The sequence below is a fragment of the Streptomyces sp. NPDC057694 genome (assembly GCF_042799415.1).
Classification (GTDB): domain Bacteria; phylum Actinomycetota; class Actinomycetes; order Streptomycetales; family Streptomycetaceae; genus Streptomyces.
Genome location: NZ_JBHVIX010000019.1, coordinates 57,623 through 75,567, shown reverse-complemented (window position 1 = coordinate 75,567; position 17,945 = coordinate 57,623). Strand labels below are relative to the sequence as shown.

The window sequence follows — 17,945 nt, the reverse complement described above, 5'->3', positions numbered from 1 at the left end:
CGACAGTACGGGACGCGCCTGTCCGTGCACCTGTGGGGCCGGTCCGTACGGGACCACGGGCGCGGGCCGCCTCAGGTCCCGGAGTGGGACTTCTCCATCGCCTCGCGGAAGCGTTCGTAACCACTGAGCTCGGTGACGTCACCCGTTTTGTGCCGGGTCCGCCCGGCCCACGAGCCCCAGAGCCCGGCGCCGACCGCAGCGACAACCGGAATCAGCAGCCACAAGAGCACTGCCATACCGACCTCCCGACCCCATGTGCGACCGCAACTGACTGATCAGCAGATTAACCATCCGCACTGTCAACGCTCGCCGCAGGGGGGCGGTTACGCAACTGGAACCTCAGCAGGCTCCGACCCACTCCTCCGTACCATCGGCGAACGTCTGGTGCTTCCAGATGGGGACCTCGTGCTTGAGGTCGTCGATGAGCCTGCGGCACGCCTCGAAGGCCTCGCCGCGGTGCGGACACGACACGGCGACCACCACGGCGAGGTCACCCACCGCCAGGTCGCCGACGCGGTGGACGGCCGCGAGCGCGCGCACCGGGTACTCGGCGACGACCTTCTCCGCGACGCGCCGCATCTCGGCCTCCGCGGTCGGGTGGCACGAGTACCCGAGCCGGTCCACGTCGGCCCCGCCGTCGTGGTTGCGCACGGTCCCCACGAAGAGCGCGGTACCGCCCGCGGCGTCGTCCCCGACGGCCGTGAAGACCTCGTCGACGGAGAGCGGTCTCTCACGGACGGCGAGCAGTTTGATCGGGTCCTGCGCCGCCTGCTCGCCGGGGTGGTCGTGCTGGGTGGATGCCATGCCCTTCATCGTGCCGTACGCCACCGACAGCCGTGAATTGGAGCCTCCTACAGGCCACCCGGATGCAGGCAGGCATTCCGCACGGCGCGGCACGGCGGGCGAGGTCTCCCCCGCCCGGCCCTCAGATGCGCCGCCGGGCCTTGCGCACCCGCCGCACCACGGCCGCCGTACCCAGCAGGGCCACTGTCGCGCCCGCCGCGCCCGCGGCCGTCGCGTCCTTGCGCCCGAGCCGTCGTCCGGCCACGGTGCGCCGCCCGGCGACCTCCTCCAGCAGCTCCGCGAGGACCTCCTCGTTCGTCCACCGGGGCCGCCATCCGGCGTCGTGCAGCCGGCTCCCGCTGACGACCCAGGGGTACATCGTGTAGGCCAGGTCACCCGCGGGCGAGGGCGTGAGGCCGATCCGGTGCAGCCGGGCCGCGGCGCCGAGCGCGACGGCGGAGGGCAGCTCCATGCGCCGGATCCCGCTCAGCTCCTCGACCTCCTCCTGCTCCAGCCACCCGTCGCAGCCGACCGCGAGCTCTCCGTCGACCTTCTCCAGGACGGCGTACTCGAGAGCGCTGCACAGGTCCTCCACGTGGCAGAACTGCCAGGCGGGCCGCGAACCGGCCACGACGAGCAGGCGAGGCGACTCGAAGTAGCGCGTGAGAGCCGTGTCCGTGCCGCCGACGAGCACCGAGGGACGCACCACGGTGACGTTGAGGCCGGGGTGCGCGCGGGGCGCGCGGCGCGCGAGACGCTCGATCTCCAGGAGGTCGCCGACACCGGTCGCCTCCGCGGTGGCCCGCAGCTCCGCGTCCTCCGAGAGCGGCAGCTCGTTGTCGGGCAGAGCCCCGTAGACCATGGCCGAGGTGCACAGCACGACGCGGTGCACACCGGCCGCGGCGGCGGCGGTGAGCACGGTCTGGGTGCCCCGCACGTTGTACGCGGTGCGGGCCGCCGGGTCGGATTCGAGATCGAGGTCGAGCGCGAGGTGCACCACGACGTCCGCGCCGCGCAGCTTCTCGGCGATGGCCGGATCCCGTACGTCCAGGATGTGCCAGGTGGCGGACGTGCACTCGCCCCGCCGCTCGTCGATGGCGAGCACCTGCTTGATCTCGTCGGACGCCGCGAGCCGCTCGGTGAGCAGAGCGCCGATGCCGGACGCGGCACCGGTGACCGCGACGACGGGGCCGCGCACGGCCGGACTGGTTGAAGGGTTTCGCGCTGCGCGAACCTGCGGATCTGGGGAACTCACCGGGCGTCTCCAGCGGTTGTCTTCGGTAAGTACGTGTATGACGCGTACGTACCAGGAGGCATCCATCCTGCCGCAGGCCATGAGTCGGCGAAGCACCGAGGCCCGATCCCGTCGCGGTGTCTACGCTGGGTGTGTGTAAGTCGGGCAGTCGCCACCGGGCAGAACCGGTGGCCTTACCAGCCGAGGAATCCCGTGAGTGACACCCCATTCGGTTTCGGCCTTCCGCCGGAGGAGCCGGAAGACGGCGACGAGGGCAAGAAGAAGGACCAGCAGGGCGGTGGCGGTCAGGGACCGGCCAATCCGTTCGGATTCGGCGCTTTCCCGGGCCTTCCCGGCGCGGGCGGCCCCGGTGGCGCGGGCGGGGACAACCCGTTCGCGGCGATGTTCGGCTCGATGGATCCGAACGATCTGGGGGCGGCGTTCCAGCAGCTCGGCCAGATGCTCTCCTACGAGGGCGGGCCGGTGAACTGGGACATGGCCAAGGACATCGCACGCCAGACGGTCTCCCAGGGCACGCAGGACGGCGTGAAGGACGCGAGCGTGGGCCCCGCCGACCGCACCGCGGTCGAGGAGGCGGTGCGGCTGGCCGATCTGTGGCTGGACGACGCGACGTCGCTGCCCTCGGGCGCGCACTCCGCCGTGGCGTGGAGCCGCGCGGAGTGGGTCGAGGCGACCCTCCCGGTGTGGAAGGAGCTCGTCGACCCGGTCGCCGAGCGGGTCGGCCTGGCCATGGGCGACGTCCTGCCCGAGGAGATGCAGGCCATGGCGGGCCCGCTGATCGGCATGATGCGCTCCATGGGCGGCGCCATGTTCGGCTCGCAGATCGGCCAGGCGCTCGGCGTGCTCGCGGGCGAGGTCGTCGGCTCCACGGACGTCGGCCTGCCGCTGGCCCCGGCCGGCAAGGCGGCGCTGCTGCCGCTGAACGTCGAGGCGTTCGGCAAGGACCTCGGCGTCCCGCAGGAGGAGGTCCGCCTCTATCTGGCGCTGCGCGAGGCCGCCCACCAGCGGCTCTTCTCGCACGTGCCGTGGCTGCGCTCGCACCTGTTCGGCGCGGTCGAGGGCTACGCGCGCGGGATCAAGGTCGACACCACGAAGCTGGAGGACGTGGTCGGCCAGTTCGACCCGCAGAACCCCGAGCAGATCCAGGAAGCACTCCAGCAGGGCATGTTCCAGCCGGAGGACACCCCGGAGCAGAAGGCCGCCCTGGCGCGTCTGGAGACCGCTCTGGCGCTCGTGGAGGGCTGGGTCGACGCGGTGGTCCACGCGGCCGCGAAGCCGCGCCTGTCGTCCGCCGACGCGCTGCGCGAGACGCTGCGCCGCCGCCGTGCGACCGGCGGCCCGGCCGAGCAGACGTTCGCGACGCTGATCGGTCTCGAGCTGCGGCCGCGCCGGCTGCGGGACGCCTCGCGCCTGTGGGCCTCGCTCACGGACGCGCGCGGGGTCGACGGCCGGGACGGCCTGTGGGCGCACCCGGACATGCTGCCGACGGCGTCCGACCTGGACGACCCGGACGGCTTCGTCCACCGCGAGCAGCTGGACTTCTCCGAGCTCGACAAGATGCTCGGCGAAGCGGCCGGCGGCACCGCCGACACCACCGAGAGCGGCGACAAGCCGAAGCTCACCAAGGACGACGACACGGGCGAGGACGACGACACCAAGTGAGCCTGTACGACGACGCGGTCCTTGTGCTGAAGAGCTACGAGGACCAGCCGGAGCTGCGCCAGGCCTACCTGGACCACCTCGCGGCTCACGGCGAGGCGGGGATGTGGAAGCCGTGCACGGCCGGTCACCTGACGGCGAGCGCCCTGGTGATCGACCCCGTGCGTGGGCGCGTCCTGCTGACGCTCCACAAGAAGCTGCGGATGTGGCTGCAGATGGGCGGCCACTGCGAGCCCGGTGACCCGACGCTGGCGGCCGCGGCCCTGCGCGAGGCGACGGAGGAGTCCGGTGTCCCGGGTCTGACGCTGCTGGCGGGCGGCCCGGTCCGGCTCGACCGGCATCCGATCCCCGGCCCGTGCAGCCGGCACCTGGACGTGCAGTACGCGGCGCTCGCGCCGCCGGACGCCACGGAGGCCATCAGCGACGAGTCCCTGGACCTGCGCTGGTTCCGCTACGACGAGGTCGCTGACGTCGCCGACACGTCAGTGGTCCGCCTGGTGGAGGCGACCCGGGCGCGCCTGTAGGCACGTCCGGGCACGTGTAAGGGGCGAGCGCTATGGCGCTCGCCCCTTACATGTGTGGCTGTACGGCTCTAGGGCCTGTCCGGCGGATCAGGTCGCGTTCGGGTGGCCCGCACCTTCTGTGCTGGTGAGCGGGGTCTGGTGCGTGCAGCTGCAAGGCGGAGGAGGGCGACAACGCGGAGCGTTGGCAACCGACGACAACGCCGCAGATGTGCGTGCCAGACCCCGCGCCCGCGACAAGATCCGCCGGACAGGCCCTAGCTCCAGACGTTGCCCTGGTTGGCGCCGCGGGCGCCCTGCTGGCCCATCCCGTACTGAGCGGCGAGGCCGCCGCCGATCGCCGCGTTCTGCGGCGGCAGCAGCTCGCTGGGCTGGACGAGCGCGTAACCGCTCCCCATGAAGCTGAGCTCCCAGCCCTCGCCGGTGTTGCCGCGGCGCCGCCAGACGCCCGAGGAATGCGTCTGCGCCTGCATCTGGACCCGGAGGCCGGTCGACCAGGCGACGATGGCGTCCGCGTCGACATTGACGTACTTGTCCGGCGTGACCTGCATCATCAGCGGCTGGCCCGACGTCATCAGGGCGACCTTGCCGTGGCCGGTGATGTTGAGCTGGTACTTGCCGGATCCGGAGATGCCGAACTGGCTGTCCACCGCGATCACCTCGTGGTGCAGGCCGGAGTCCATGGCCAGCACGTAGCTGCTGTCCACAGTCAGACCGTCCTGCTCGACGTCCACCACGTGGACGTACTGGGCGAGGTTGGCGAGGTAGACGATGCCCTGGCCGTGGCAGCGCATCAGGCTCAGGCCCTCACCGGTGACCGCGCGGGCGCGCTGCTGGCCGTGGGCCTGGTACTCGCCGTCGAACTCGACGAGTCCCTGGTAGGCGACCATCGAACCCTTGCGGGCGAGGAGGTCGTCGTGGCCTTCCAGGACGACCCGCAGCATCTGCGGGTTCTGCACCGTGTAGCGGTCCTGGGACTGCTGATCGGCGTATGCGAAAAGCGGGCTCTGCATGGTGTGTTCGCTCCCCCTCAGCCCCGGGCTCGGAGACGGTCGGTGCTGTCCTCGCTGGGCTGTACGACGACGATGCCCTCGCCGGAGAAGCCCATCTGGTAGGCCTCCCCACTGCCGCGCCCGATGAGCGAGCCGGCCCGGAAGCTGCGCTTGCCCTTCACCTTGAGCTGCGGCGACCAGGCGATGAGCGCGTCCGGGTCCACGTACGTCTCGTCCTCGCCGCGGCCGCAGTCGACGACGATCGGGGTACCGCGCGAGGTCAGGGCGACGAAGCCCTGACCACTGACGGTGATGTTCCACAGGCCCTGCCCCGCGAACTTGGCGAGGCCCTTCACCCGCTCCACGCCCCACTGGAGGTGGGCGTCGAAGGCGAGCAGGTTGGTGCCGTTGACGGAGATCGAGTCGCCGCCGAGGTTGATGACGACGACGTCCGCGCCGTAGTCGGCGAGGTAGAGCAGGCCGTCGCCGGACGCCTTCATCAGCGGCGCGCCCTCGCCGGTGATCCAGTCACGGGCGATCTGGCGCACGGCGGGCGGGTTGGGCTCGTACTGGATGAAGCCTTCGTAGGCGACCATCGAGCCCACGCGCGCCATCAGGTCGTTCCCGCTCTGCATGGCGACCTTCAGCATGTTGCTGCCGTGGTTCTCCATGCGGGCGCCTACGGGTGTCGGGGCGAAGCCCGCGAATGGCTGGTTCATGACGGGCTCCCTCAGACCTCGTACGGCTGGACGACGATGAAGTTTCCGGGTGCGCCCCGGAACTGCAGGTTCACGCCTTCGCCGCTGTGCCCGGGATAGGCGTTGCGGCGCATACGGACCTGGCTGGAGACGATCGCCTGGGCGGCGGCGGACCAGGCCACCACCGCGTTGGAGTCGGCGAACGTCGTGGGGGTCACCGGCAGGACCACGGGGGTGCCGTGGGTCTTCACGACGACGGTTCCGGTGCCCTGGAACTGCATGACGAACAGGGCGCCCCCGGGGATGCCGTGTCCCTCGATCCTGCGCACTTCGTACTGAAGGCTCTCGTCGAAGGCCAGCACGTTCTCCGAGGAGACGCAGATCGCGTCGCCCTGGAGCTCGATGGGGTGCAGGTAGGTGGCCTCTTCGGCGAAGAACACCTGGCCGCGGCCGGTGCAGCGCATCAGCTGCATCTCCTGGCCCGTGGCGTTGCCCACGATGCGGCCCGCGAAGCCCGCGCCCTTGTAGCTGAAGTCGACCTTGCCCTGGTAGAGCACCATGCTGCCCTGGCGGGCGAGCACGGGCTGGTCACCGGCGGCGCCGAGGTCGACGCGGATCAGCTTCTTGTTCTGCGGTGTCCAGCGCTGCCCGGTGGGCGCCTCGCGGTACTTCTCCAGGGCCGCCGCGACACCCGGCGCCGCGGACTGCTGCGGGACACCCTGCGGGGCGCCCTGCGGAGCTCCTTGCGGGCCGCCGAACGGGGCCGGTGCGGCGGGTGGCTGCTGATAGCCCGGCGGCATGGGCGGCGTCGGGGACTGCGGTCCGTATCCGGGCGGCATCGGCGCGCTGCCCTGCCCCGGGACCTGCCCGAACTGCTGCTGCGGCTGCTGCCCGTACGGGCTCGGGGCGGGCGGGGGCGGCGGCACGGTGCCCGGAGGCGTGACCAAGGGCCCGGCGATGGTGGGCGCCTGGTGGATCGACGGCGCGGCCGGGGCGGGGGCGGGCGGCGGGGGACCCTGCGGCGGTGCTTGCGGCGGGGCGAAGTTCTGCTGCGCCGGGGCGGGCGGGGGCGCCGGGGCGGCCGGGGCTCCGAAGGCGGGCGGCGCGAATCCGGGGGCCGCGGCCTGCTGGGGCGGCGCCTCGGGCGCGGCGGCGGGCTCCTCCTCGGCGACCTCGCCGCCGAAGTTCTTGAGCAGCGCGTCCAGGCCGCCGTCGAAACCCTGTCCGACGGCCGCGAAGCGCCAGACGTCCTTCAGGTAGAAGTCGCCCAGCATCACCGCGCGCTCGGTGGAGAATTCGCCGCCGTTGAAGGCGTAGCGGGCCACCTCGTCACCACCGGCGACGATCCGGATGTACCCCGGGCCCACCTGCGACATCTGCCCCGCGCCGTCGACGGTCGCGGTGAAGGACAGCTTCTGGATCTGCGACGGGATCTTGTCGAGGGTGACACGGAAGGACTCGGTGTCACCGGCCTGGGCACCCAGCAGCTGAACGGACTCCTCGGGCGTCTTCGGCTGGTTGAAGAAGACGAAATAACGGTCGTCGGAGAGCCGCTCGTCGGCGTCGAGGCCGAAGCAACTGATGTCGAAGGTCAGGCCGGGACCGGCGATCTGTACGCCTACGTACAGATCGGTGCCCGCCGTGAGGTCACTGATCTTGGCCTTGTGGCCGCGTTGGAATTCCCTGGCCATGCGTAACGACCGTCCCCCATCCGGATGGTGATTGCGTCGCGCCAGGCTAACTGCAAACACCGACATCGGTAGATGTCGGTACAGCCCTGGTACAGAACCGTCCCCGCAGGGCACCGGGTGTGCTCAGGGATCGATCACTCGCCGCGCGTGGCAGGCAGCTGCGGCAGCCGGTCCGCCGCCACCACCCCTTCGAGGTAGCCACGCGCCCGCTCCGTTCGCGGATACGCCTCGAGAAGGCGCCAGAAACGCGGGCCGTGCCCGGGCACCAGCAGATGTGCCAGCTCGTGGATCAGTACGTAGTCGATGACGTACTCGGGCATGCCCTGCAGCCGGTGCGAGAGCCGGATGCTGCCTTCGGAGGGGGTGCAGGATCCCCACCTGGTGTTCTGGTTGGTGACCCAGCGAACGGACGCGGGGCGGGCCTTTCCGTCCAGGTGCTGTTCGGAGAGCCGCTCGGCGCGCTCGGCCAGCTCGGCGTCGCCGAGGACCCGCTTGCTCTCCTGCGCCGCGAGCTTGTCGAGCATGACGCCGACCCAGCGCTTCTCCTCGGCCTCCGACATCCGGGCCGGGATGAGGACCACGGTGCGATCGCCCTCGCGGTAGGCGGAGACCGTCCGGCGCCGCCGGGAACTCCTGCGAACCTCGACCGCGCTCGCCCCAAGGCCGCCTGGCGGCGGTTTCTCCGTGCTGCGCTGCGTGGTCGTGGCACGGTGCAGTGGGTCGACGGGCACGCCCCGACGTTACCCGCTGTACAGGGCGGAAGTCCCGCCTCCGGAACTCTTCGGTGCGGTCCCGCGCCGCCTGCGATCGATTCGTACGACTATTACCCACTGCCTGTGGACAACTTTCCGCACCCGTTCGGCCGGGTGGGCATGCTGGCCATCGATCGACGCGAACGGCTCCGGCCCCATCGGCGGGAGCACGGCACGGGGGACCACGGGGGACAGCCATGCATCCGATCCTCAAGCCCGCGCTGCGGCGCGGCTGGCACGACCTGAACACGGTGCAGTTCGGGGTGACACCGGCACACGCGGTGGTGCTCGGACCGGTGGACACGGCCACCGGGAGTTTTCTGACGCTGCTCGACGGCACCCGGGGTGTGCCTCTGCTGCGTGACGAGGCCCGGCGGATGGGTCTGCCCGACGGCCATGTGGACGCGCTGCTCGATCGGCTGACCGGGGCGGGCCTGCTCGACGACGCGACGGGCGGCGGCCCGGACGCCGACGCCATGCGCCGACGCGCGGCGGTCATGGACCGACTCCGCCCCGACCACGCGGCGCTGACGGTCACCACGTCCGAACCCGCCGAGGGAATAAGGAAGTTGGCGGCACGGCACGCGATGCGGGTGCAGGTGCGCGGGGCTGGCCGGGTGGGCGCGGTCGTCGCCTCGGTCCTCGCCGCTGCGGGAGTCGGCCATGTCGACGTGCGGGACGGCGGTTGCGTCGCGCCGTGGGACGTGGCACCCGGCGGGCAGTCGACGGAGGCGGTGGGCGAGCGCCGCGAGGTGTCCGCGCAGCGAGTGGTGCGCGCCGCGGCGCCGGCCCGGCCGCCGCGCCCGGACCGGCGCAGGACCACGCCACGCCCGGCCGAGCGGGAGCAGGGCGAACCGCAGCTGTCGCTGGTGATCGTCGCGCCCCGGGACGGACTCGGCGTCCACTCCCCCGACCCGGTGGCCGTCGAGGACCTGATGGCCGCGGGGATTCCGCATCTGTACGCGGGCGTGGTCGAAGCCACGGGTGTGGTGGGCCCGCTGGTGCTGCCAGGCGGTTCGGGGTGTGCGCACTGTCTGCTCCTGGGACGCACCGACCGTGATCCGACCTGGCCGCGACTGCTCGCACAGTGGGGCTCGGGCCGCTCATCGCGTCAGGTTCAGGCCTGTGACGTGGGCCTGTCCACCGCTGTGGCGGGGCTTGCGGCAGCCCACGGACTGGCCTTCCTGGACGGCGAGCTGCCTTCGAGCACGGGGGCGCGCTGGGAGGCGTCCGCGCCGGGTCTTGACTGGCACGCACGGCCGGTGTGGCCGCATCCGGAGTGCCCGTGCGGTGCGGGTGAGGGAGGTTACGGGAAGGAGACCCCCGTGGAGGAAGAGCCGCACGACACAATGGCGGGGTAGGCAATGGCCGACGGCGCCACGACACCTGGACATGCGCGGCACGGCTGTCCAGGCACTTGGAGGGGTGTATGTCTGATCTTCCCCGGAAGGCGGTTACCCGTACCGCCAAGCTGGCCGCACTACCCATCGGCTTCGCGGGCCGGGCGACCTGGGGCATCGGCAAGCGCATCGGAGGCAAGTCCGCCGAGATCGTCGGCCGGGAGCTGCAGCAGCGCACGGCGGAGCAGTTGTTCCGCGTCCTGGGTGAGCTGAAGGGCGGGGCGATGAAGTTCGGGCAGGCGCTGTCCGTCTTCGAGTCCGCGCTGCCGGAGGATGTCGCCGGCCCCTACCGGGCCGCCCTCACCAAGCTTCAGGAGGCCGCGCCTCCGATGCCGACCCGCACCATGCACGCGGTTCTGGAGGAGCGGCTCGGAAAGGAGTGGCGCGAGCTGTTCCTGGAGTTCGAGGACAAGCCGGCGGCGGCCGCGTCGATCGGCCAGGTGCACCGCGCGGTGTGGCACGACGGCCGGGAGGTCGCCGTGAAGGTCCAGTACCCGGGCGCCGGTGAGGCGTTGCTGTCGGATCTGAATCAACTGGGCCGTTTCGCGCGCCTGTTGGGTCCGCTCATTCCGGGGATGGACATCAAGCCGCTCATCACCGAACTGCGCGACCGGGTCTCGGAGGAGTTGGACTACAGCCTGGAGGCGCAGGCACAGCAGGCGCACGCCGACGAGTTCGACGAGGACCCCGATGTCGTGGTGCCGCACGTGGTGCACCAGTGCGAGCAGGTGCTGGTGACGGAGTGGATCGACGGGATTCCGCTCGCCGAGATCATCAGCGACGGCAGCAGGGAACAGCGCGACCGGGCAGGCCAGTTGCTGGCCCGCTTCCTGTTCTCGGGACCGGCGCGCACGGGTCTGCTGCACGCGGACCCGCACCCGGGAAACTTCCGTCTGCTGCCCGATGAGAAGAGCGGCTGGCGGCTGGGCGTACTGGACTTCGGCACGGTCGACCGGTTGCCGGGCGGTCTGCCCTCGCCGATCGGTGACTCGCTGCGGTTGACGCTGGACGGTGACGCGAGCGCGATCTACGAACTGCTGCGCGAGGAGGGCTTCGTCAAGGAGTCGATCCGGCTCGAACCGGACGCGGTGCTCGACTATCTGCTGCCGATCATCGAGCCGGCGCAGGTCGAGGAGTTCACCTTCACCCGTGCGTGGATGCGCAACCAGGCGGCGCGGATCGCCGACCCCCGCTCCCCCGCGCACCAGCTGGGCAAGCAGCTGAACCTGCCCCCGGCGTATCTGCTGATCCACCGGGTGACGCTCAGCACGATCGGCGTGCTGTGTCAGCTGGGCGCCACCGTGCGGCTGAGGGACGAACTGGAGGCCTGGGTACCGGGCTTCGTGGCCGAGGAGACCGATTCCGGGGAGGAAGACCCGCCGCCCGCAGTCGAGGCCTGATCACCAGCGGTCGGAGTCGAGGCGGCCTTCGATGGCCCTGATGTTCTCCCGGGAACAGGCCTCGCAGAAGTGCCGCCGAACGCCGCCTTCGACGGAGTACGTCCAGGTCAGTGGTGTCCCCCGGGCCGTGGTGCCGCACCGGGCGCACACCGGCGTCCGGTGATCCGGTTGCTGCGCGGAGTCCCCGCCGGGAAGAGACGTCACCCGGCGACGATAACGCCGCCCGCCGGTGATCGCCCGGCACAACGCACAGCGGGGGTCGGTCCGGACCGGACCGACCCCCGCACGAACAGCCGGGTGCTGTTGTAGACGGTTACTGCATGGCGGCCATTACTGCATGACGGCCATGGCGAGCGCGCGGCGGGCGCGCAGCGAGGCGCGCTCGGCGCGACGCTGCATCCGACGGGCGATCACCAGGCGCATGGCCTGGCGGGCGATGTCGGCCTCACGCATGCGCTCGTGCATATGCGCACGAGCCAAGGCTTCTGGGGCGAGTTGCATCTGTCGGGTCCTGTTCTGACGCGAGTCGTTCGCGTCGGATGTCGAAAAGTCTGGAGTCACGGAGCCGGCGGGCTCGCTCGTGGACGGCTTCATCGGGGCCTGCTTCTTGGGGTCGTGCGTCAGGGGGCGGTCGATCGTTCCTCGGGTGTTCATGCCGCGACCGGGTTCTTGCGCGGGCGGCCACGCGGCCGCTTGCGGGCCACGACGACTCCCTGGATGAACAGCTCGCCACCCCAGACGCCCCACGGCTCACGCCGCTCCTTGGCGCCGGCGAGGCAGGCCTCGACCAGCGGGCAGGTACGGCAGAGGGACTTGGCGTACTCGACATCCGCCGGCGACTCCGCGAAGAAGACCTCGGGGTCGTAGGCACGGCAGGGGACGGGCACGCCGAGGTTCTCGATGGCGTCGTCGAGCGCGGTGAGCGCAGTCAGCGGGTTCAAGGTGGAGTCCTCCGTGGGGACGGGCGGGGGAAGAGGGTCTGAAGGCGGTACGGACGGGGCGTGCGCTTCGAGTTGCACGGTGTCGTCTTCCTCGTCTGGTCGTTCCGGCCGGTGGGCCGGGTGGCGGTGGTACCGGGTTCTTTTGTTGTCCCGAGGCCCCTTCGTACTGGTCCCTCGGAAGACCGCTGGTTCTTCCGGGAAAACAGAAGGGCCGCGGATCCCGGATGGGGTTCCGCGGCCCTGAAGGCGCCGGCCTGATCGAAGATCAGGCTGGATCACTCCAGGGTTCAGGCCCACGGAAGGCCCACATCGTGTGGTGCTGCGTCGTCTGCTTCCGGAATCCGGCACCGGCCGCTGCAAAGGCATAGGCATGGGCCTGTGCCGTCGCTACTGCTTCCGGTGCCTTGGTCGGTCGCTCATTGCCCTCGCGAATCGGAAGCGAAGCGAGGGACATGCCGGACTCCGGACGCATGGCGCTGAGGCCAGACAGACCGGTGCCCAGGTTCGAGAAGCCGAGCAGGCAGGAAGCGACGACCGAGCGATCGGTCATTTTCACGGTGGTGATGGAGCTGGCGTTGATGCTGATCACTGGAATCGCCTCCTCTCGGCGTCTAGGGGACCGGTGAACCGGTCCGACGGCTTTCAAGTACAACACGGAACCAGGGTCTTGGAGAAGACCGCTGCTCTCGTGCTTAAGAACCTATGGGGATTGCTGGGGCATGCGCAAACTATTTTTTCGACGAGTTTGAATCAGTCGTCCTCCGCGACCTCATCGCCCTCGTCCTCCAGCATCTGACCTGCGCAAAGAGCAAGAACATCGGAGCCGTAGCTCCGAAACTTCCGTCGGCCGACACCCGGGATGCGCGAGAGCTCCCGCTCATCGTCCGGCGACGCCTCCGCGATCGCGATCAGGGTCTTGTCCGTGAAGACGCAGAACGCGGGCTGCCCGAGGGCCGCCGCCGTGCGGGCGCGCCACTCGATGAGCCGGTCGTAGAGCCCCTCGTCCATGTCGGACGGGCAGTCCTCGCAGCGCATCAGCTTCATCTCGGCGGCGTCGAGCGTGTGCCCGCACACCCGGCAGCGCGCCACCTTCCTGTCACCCCGGCGCCGGGCTCCGGCAGGCGGCTCCCACGCGGCGTCGTCCGGCCGCGCCCCGTGCTCGACGCCGGCGTGCCCGCCGCTCGCACGGCGTCCGGCCGGACCGGTGGACCCCGGCCGCAGCCCGTCGAGGAAGCGGCTCGCCCTGCGGTTCGCGCGGCCGCCCGGCGAGCGGGACAGCGCCCAGGAGATGCCCAGGTGGCGCCGCGCGCGTGTCACACCGACGTACAGGAGCCGTCGCTCCTCCTCGACCTGCTCGTCGGTCTTGGCGTACGAGATCGGCATCATGCCCTCGGCCACCCCGACCAGGAACACGGCGTCCCACTCCAGGCCCTTCGCCGCGTGCAGTGACGCCAGTGTGACGCCGTCCACCGTGGGCGCGTGCTGGGCGTTCGCCCGCTCGTCGAGTTCGGTGACGAGGTCGGACAGGGTCGCTGTGGGGTTGGCCCGCGCGAAGTCCTCGGCGAGCCGGGCGAGGGCGGCGAGGGACTCCCAGCGCTCGCGCACGGCGCCGGATCCGGCGGGCGGCTGGGTCGTCCAGCCCTCGCCGGAGAGAACGGCTCTCACCTGGGAGGGCAGGTCGACGGCCTCGTCCAGCCCCGCGTCGTTGCCACCGAAGCGGGCCGCCGCGCGCAGGGAGTGGCCGGCCTTGCGCACCTCGGGGCGCTCGAAGAAGCGCTCCGCGCCGCGCAGCTGGTAGGGCACGCCCGCGTCGGCCAGGGCCTGCTCGTAGATCTCCGACTGGCCGTTCGTCCGGAACAGGATCGCGATCTCGCCCGCGGAGACCCCGGAGGAGATCAGCTCGCGGATGCGGCGGGCCGCGCCCTCGGCCTCGGTGGGCTCGTCCACGTACTCCACGTAGACCGGTTCGGGTCCTGCCTCGCGCTGTGAGATCAGTTCGAGGCGGTGCTCGGCGGCGCGCCCCTTGGCCCGGGCGAGCACGCCGTTGGCCAGGTGCACGACCTGGGGCGTCGAGCGGTAGTCGCGGACCAGCTTGACGACGGTGGCGCTGGGGTGTCGGGTGCGGAAGTTCAGCAGGTGGTCCGGGGTGGCGCCGGTGAAGGAGTAGATCGTCTGGCTGGCGTCGCCGACGACGCACAGGCTGTCCCGGTCGCCGAGCCACAGGTCCAGCAGGCGCTGCTGGAGCGGGCTGACGTCCTGGTACTCGTCGACGACGAAGTGCTGGTACTGGGCGCGGACCTGCTCGGCGATGTCCTGCCGGTCCTGCAGAACGCCGACGGTCAGCAGCAGCACGTCCTCGAAGTCGATGACGCCGCGGTCGCGCTTGAGGGTCTCGTAGTCGGAGTAGATCTGGGCGATCTCGGCGGGGTGGCGAGGGGTCTCACGGGCCACCTTGTGGGCCGCGGCCGCATAGTCGCCGGGGACGGTCTGGGTGACCTTGCACCACTCGATCTCCGCGGTCACGTCACGCAGCTCGCCCCGGTCCAGACGGAGCCGGGAGGCGGCCGCCGCGTCGGCGACGAGCTGGATCTTGCGGTCGACGAGCCGGGGCAGGTCGCCGCCGACCGCTTTCGGCCAGAAGAACTGGAGCTGGCGCAGGGCCGCCGAGTGGAAGGTGCGGGCCTGCACTCCCCCGGCACCGAGCTGCCGGAGCCGTCCGCGCATCTCACCCGCGGCGCGGTTGGTGAAGGTGACGGCGAGGACGGTGTTGGGCTGGAGGATCCCGGCGCGGACGCCGTACGCGATGCGATGGGTGATCGCGCGCGTCTTGCCCGTGCCGGCGCCCGCGAGCACACACACCGGACCGTGCAGGGCCGTGGCGACGGCGCGCTGCTCGGGGTCGAGCCCGTCGAGCACCGCGTCGGCCGATTCCGGGACCTGCGGGAACAGGGTGGAGTGCGTTGCTGCTGTCACCCCGCCATGCTGCCAGGTCCGCGGGGGCGGATGCGTCGCGTTGTCCACAGGCAGCGGGCGCCGGTCGTACTAATGCGCCCGACGTGCGGGAATGGCCGCCCGGTCGCGTACGTTCGACACATTGCGAACACGCATCCCCAGCCACGAAGGAGCGCGAGGAACATGCCGGGCACTGTGACGATGTACAGCACCACCTGGTGCGGCTACTGCCAGCGGTTGAAGAAGCAGATGGACCGCGAGGGCATCGCGTACAGCGAGATCAACATCGAGCACGACCCGGAGTCGGCGGCGTTCGTCGAGAAGGCGAACGGCGGGAACCAGACGGTCCCCACCGTCCTCTTCGCCGACGGTTCGACGCTCACCAACCCCTCGCTGGCACAGGTCAAGCAGAAGATCGGCGCCTGAGGCCCCCGGCGCCGGGGCCTACAGCGCGTCGCGGGGCTTCGGCAGGGGCTTGCCGTACCAGAGCTCGATCAGGCGGGCCGCAATCGAGATGCCGTAGGGAGGCACGACCTCCTCGGACTCGAAGGCGGCCCGCAGGTCGTCGCGGGAGAACCAGCGGGCCTCGTGGATCTCGTCCCCGTCCACGTTGATCTCCGTGGACGAGGCCTGGGCCATGAAGCCGAGCATCAGGCTGGACGGGAACGGCCAGGGCTGGCTGGCGACGTACTCGACGTCGCCGACGACGACGCCGGCCTCCTCCCACACCTCGCGGCGCACGGACTGCTCGATGGACTCGCCGGGCTCCACGAAGCCCGCGAGCGTCGAGAAGCGGCCTTCGGGCCAGTGCACCTGACGGCCGAGCAGGATGCGGTCCTGCTCGTCCGTGACGGCCATGATCACGGCCGGGTCGGTGCGGGGGTAGTGCTCGGCCCCACAGGCCTGGCAGCGGCGGATGTGGCCCGCCGCGGCGATGACGGTGCGCTCGCCGCAGCGGGAGCAGAAGCGGTGCAGCCGCTGCCAGTTCTCCAGGGCGACGGCGTGCGCCATGAGGCCCGCGTCCCGGTGGGAGAGCAGCAGACCGGCCTCACGCAGACCGGCCGGACGCGCGGACTGGTCCATGCGGCCCGGAAGCGTGTCCTTCTGGAGCGCGAAGTAGCTGATCCCGTCGTCGTCGGTGCCCAGGAAGTAACGGTGCGCCTCGGTGAGCGGCGCTTCAAAGGCCGGCGTCATGACCAGTTCCGTCACGCCGTTCGATGTCTCGTCGATCAGCGCCTGACCGCCGGAGACCACGAAGACCCGGGTCGTGGGGTGGCTCCAGGCGGCAGCGAGCCACGCCTCGTCGAGGCGGTGGTGCGCGGCGCGGTCGATGCCGCTCGGGGCGGCGAGCGAGAGCGGTCGGTCGGCGGTGCGGTCGGTCCAGGTGGTCACGGGTGCTTCCAACTCCCCCGGTGGAATGGGTGGTTCGGCAGGCGGTTCAGCAGGAGATACGGCGCGGTGGGTGCGGGGTGTGTCGGTCACGGAGCGTCTGCCCAGCTCTCGGCGAGATCGCCCCACAGGTGCGCGGCTGTTTCCACGCCCTTCATCAGGAGGTCGAGTTCGACCTTCTCGTTCGGGGCGTGCCAGCCGTCCGAGGGGACCGAGATGCCCAGGAACAGCACGGGGGCGTCGAGGACGTCCTGGAGGTCGGCGGCGGGGCCCGAGCCGCCTTCGCGCGTGAAGAGGATCTTCTGTTCGAAGGCCTTCCCCATGGCGCGGACGACGGACTGCAGGGCGGGGTGGTCGAGCGGGGTGAGGCAGGGCCGGGTGGCGGCCCCGAAGGTGATCTCGTGGCGGATTCCGGCGGGCAGCTGGTCGGCGACCCAGGCGGTGACGGCCTTCTCCACGTGGTCGGGGTCCTGCCCGGCGACCAGCCGGAAGGAGAGCTTGAGCTGGGCGGACGCGGGGACGATGGTCTTGCCGCCGGGGCCCTGGTAGCCGCCGCCGATGCCGTTGACCTCGGCGGTGGGCCGGGCCCAGATGCGCTCCAGGGTGGTGAGCCCGGCCTCGCCGGAGGTGGCGTGGGACTTCGCCGTGCGCAGCCACTGCTCCTCGTCGAAGGGCAGCTCGGCGAAGAGTGCGCGCTCGCGGTCGGTGAGTTCGACGATGCCGTCGTAGAAGCCGGGGACGGCCACGCGCGCGTGCTCGTCGTGCAGCGCGGCGACCAGGCGGGCGGCGGCGGTCGCCGGGTTCGGGACGGCGCCGCCGAACGAGCCGGAGTGGATGTCCTGGTCGGGCCCGTACAGCTCGATCTCGCAGTCGGCGAGGCCCCGCATGCCGGTGCAGACGGTGGGGGTGTCCTCGGACCACATGCCGGTGTCGGAGACGATCACGGCGTCGGCCGTGAGCCGCTCCTTGCGGGCCTCGATCAGCTCCCGGAAGTGCGGGGAGCCCGACTCCTCCTCGCCCTCGACGAGCAGCTTCAGGTTGACCGCGGGGGTGGTGCGGCCGGTGGCGGCGAGGTGGGCGCGCACGCCGAGTGTGTGGAAGAACACCTGCCCCTTGTCGTCGGCCGCCCCGCGCGCGTGGAGGCGGTTTCCCACGACGACGGGCTCGAAGGGGTCGGTGTCCCAGCCGTCCTCGCGGGCGGCGGGCTGCACGTCGTGGTGTCCGTAGACGAGGACCGTGGGGGCCTCGGGGTCGTCGGAGGGCCACTCGGCGAAGACGGCGGGGGCGCCGGGCGTCGGCCACACCTCGGTCGTCGGGAAGCCGGTCTCGGCCAGCTTGGCGGCGAGCCAGTCGGCGCTGCGGCGCACGTCCGGTGCGTGGTCGGGCTGGGCGGACACGGAGGGGATCCGCAGCCATGCGGCCAGGTCGTCGAGGAACGCCTCGCGGTGGTCCTCGATGTACGCACGGACAGTGCTGACGGCGTTGTCAACGGGCTTGCTCATGGTCACGAGC

At 71.2% G+C, this 17,945-nt stretch carries 19 protein-coding genes; 5 read left to right on the top strand and 14 right to left on the bottom strand.

Going from position 1 to position 17,945, the window contains the following annotated elements:
- Positions 1–71: 71 nt before the first annotated feature.
- From ACFVDP_RS31635 to ACFVDP_RS31625, 3 genes are all read right to left on the bottom strand, one after another.
- Positions 72–236, bottom strand: a complete 165-nt coding sequence (locus tag ACFVDP_RS31635; RefSeq protein WP_383497286.1) for a hypothetical protein — start codon at positions 234–236, stop codon at positions 72–74.
- 103 nt (positions 237–339) lie between these two features.
- Positions 340–804 carry a molybdenum cofactor biosynthesis protein MoaE gene (locus ACFVDP_RS31630; RefSeq protein WP_383497284.1) on the bottom strand — a complete coding sequence of 155 codons (465 nt, stop codon included), beginning with the start codon at positions 802–804 and terminating at the stop codon, positions 340–342.
- Between the two features lie 121 nt (positions 805–925).
- Positions 926–2,038, bottom strand: a complete 1,113-nt coding sequence (locus tag ACFVDP_RS31625; RefSeq protein WP_383497282.1) for an SDR family oxidoreductase — start codon at positions 2,036–2,038, stop codon at positions 926–928.
- 192 nt (positions 2,039–2,230) lie between these two features.
- On the opposite strand from ACFVDP_RS31625, the gene ACFVDP_RS31620 reads away from it, so the two are divergent.
- Complete coding sequence (locus tag ACFVDP_RS31620; protein ID WP_383497280.1) at positions 2,231–3,700, top strand: zinc-dependent metalloprotease; 1,470 nt, start codon at positions 2,231–2,233, stop codon at positions 3,698–3,700.
- Positions 3,697–4,221: an NUDIX hydrolase gene (locus ACFVDP_RS31615; protein ID WP_383497278.1), complete on the top strand. Its 525-nt coding sequence runs from the start codon at positions 3,697–3,699 to the stop codon at positions 4,219–4,221. The genes ACFVDP_RS31620 and ACFVDP_RS31615 overlap by 4 nt, the downstream gene beginning before the upstream one ends.
- 254 nt (positions 4,222–4,475) lie before the next feature.
- Here ACFVDP_RS31615 and ACFVDP_RS31610 read toward each other — a convergent pair whose 3' ends face one another.
- The 4 genes from ACFVDP_RS31610 to ACFVDP_RS31595 form a co-directional block, all read right to left on the bottom strand.
- Positions 4,476–5,231 (bottom strand): AIM24 family protein, encoded by a 756-nt coding sequence (locus ACFVDP_RS31610; RefSeq protein ID WP_383497276.1) that lies wholly within the window; start codon positions 5,229–5,231, stop codon positions 4,476–4,478.
- Between the two features lie 17 nt (positions 5,232–5,248).
- A complete protein-coding gene (locus tag ACFVDP_RS31605; RefSeq protein ID WP_383497274.1) occupies positions 5,249–5,929 on the bottom strand; it encodes an AIM24 family protein in 681 nt (226 codons plus the stop codon).
- Positions 5,930–5,940: 11 nt separating this feature from the next.
- Positions 5,941–7,599: a TerD family protein gene (locus tag ACFVDP_RS31600; RefSeq protein ID WP_383497272.1), complete on the bottom strand. Its 1,659-nt coding sequence runs from the start codon at positions 7,597–7,599 to the stop codon at positions 5,941–5,943.
- Between the two features lie 134 nt (positions 7,600–7,733).
- Positions 7,734–8,330 carry a M48 family metallopeptidase gene (locus ACFVDP_RS31595; protein WP_383497270.1) on the bottom strand — a complete coding sequence of 199 codons (597 nt, stop codon included), beginning with the start codon at positions 8,328–8,330 and terminating at the stop codon, positions 7,734–7,736.
- Positions 8,331–8,548: 218 nt separating this feature from the next.
- Here ACFVDP_RS31595 and ACFVDP_RS31590 point away from each other — a divergent pair, with 218 nt between their 5' ends.
- Entirely contained in the window at positions 8,549–9,712 is a 1,164-nt protein-coding gene (locus ACFVDP_RS31590; RefSeq protein WP_383497268.1) for a ThiF family adenylyltransferase, read from the top strand.
- Positions 9,713–9,780: 68 nt separating this feature from the next.
- Entirely contained in the window at positions 9,781–11,151 is a 1,371-nt protein-coding gene (locus ACFVDP_RS31585; RefSeq protein WP_383497266.1) for an ABC1 kinase family protein, read from the top strand.
- Here the strand turns inward: ACFVDP_RS31585 and ACFVDP_RS31580 are convergent, their stop codons facing one another.
- The 5 genes from ACFVDP_RS31580 to ACFVDP_RS31560 all read right to left on the bottom strand — a co-directional run bounded on the left by ACFVDP_RS31580 (position 11,152) and on the right by ACFVDP_RS31560 (position 15,065).
- Positions 11,152–11,355, bottom strand: a complete 204-nt coding sequence (locus tag ACFVDP_RS31580; RefSeq protein WP_383497263.1) for a hypothetical protein — start codon at positions 11,353–11,355, stop codon at positions 11,152–11,154.
- Between the two features lie 126 nt (positions 11,356–11,481).
- On the bottom strand, positions 11,482–11,805 hold the full coding sequence (locus ACFVDP_RS31575; protein ID WP_383497260.1) for a hypothetical protein: 324 nt from the start codon (positions 11,803–11,805) through the stop codon (positions 11,482–11,484).
- Positions 11,802–12,170 (bottom strand): WhiB family transcriptional regulator, encoded by a 369-nt coding sequence (locus tag ACFVDP_RS31570; RefSeq protein ID WP_111666400.1) that lies wholly within the window; start codon positions 12,168–12,170, stop codon positions 11,802–11,804. Before ACFVDP_RS31570 ends, ACFVDP_RS31575 begins: the two co-directional genes overlap by 4 nt.
- 187 nt (positions 12,171–12,357) lie before the next feature.
- Complete coding sequence (locus tag ACFVDP_RS31565; RefSeq protein ID WP_383497257.1) at positions 12,358–12,681, bottom strand: hypothetical protein; 324 nt, start codon at positions 12,679–12,681, stop codon at positions 12,358–12,360.
- A 161-nt stretch (positions 12,682–12,842) separates the two neighbouring features.
- Complete coding sequence (locus ACFVDP_RS31560; protein ID WP_383497254.1) at positions 12,843–15,065, bottom strand: ATP-dependent DNA helicase UvrD2; 2,223 nt, start codon at positions 15,063–15,065, stop codon at positions 12,843–12,845.
- A 162-nt stretch (positions 15,066–15,227) separates the two neighbouring features.
- On the opposite strand from ACFVDP_RS31560, the gene ACFVDP_RS31555 reads away from it, so the two are divergent.
- Positions 15,228–15,470 carry a mycoredoxin gene (locus tag ACFVDP_RS31555; RefSeq protein WP_383497251.1) on the top strand — a complete coding sequence of 81 codons (243 nt, stop codon included), beginning with the start codon at positions 15,228–15,230 and terminating at the stop codon, positions 15,468–15,470.
- 18 nt (positions 15,471–15,488) lie between these two features.
- Here ACFVDP_RS31555 and nudC read toward each other — a convergent pair whose 3' ends face one another.
- Together nudC and ACFVDP_RS31545 are read right to left on the bottom strand one after the other, a co-directional pair.
- Positions 15,489–16,436: an NAD(+) diphosphatase gene (gene nudC / locus ACFVDP_RS31550; RefSeq protein WP_383497248.1), complete on the bottom strand. Its 948-nt coding sequence runs from the start codon at positions 16,434–16,436 to the stop codon at positions 15,489–15,491.
- Between the two features lie 86 nt (positions 16,437–16,522).
- Positions 16,523–17,935, bottom strand: a complete 1,413-nt coding sequence (locus ACFVDP_RS31545; protein ID WP_383497245.1) for a dipeptidase — start codon at positions 17,933–17,935, stop codon at positions 16,523–16,525.
- Positions 17,936–17,945 lie beyond the last annotated feature (10 nt).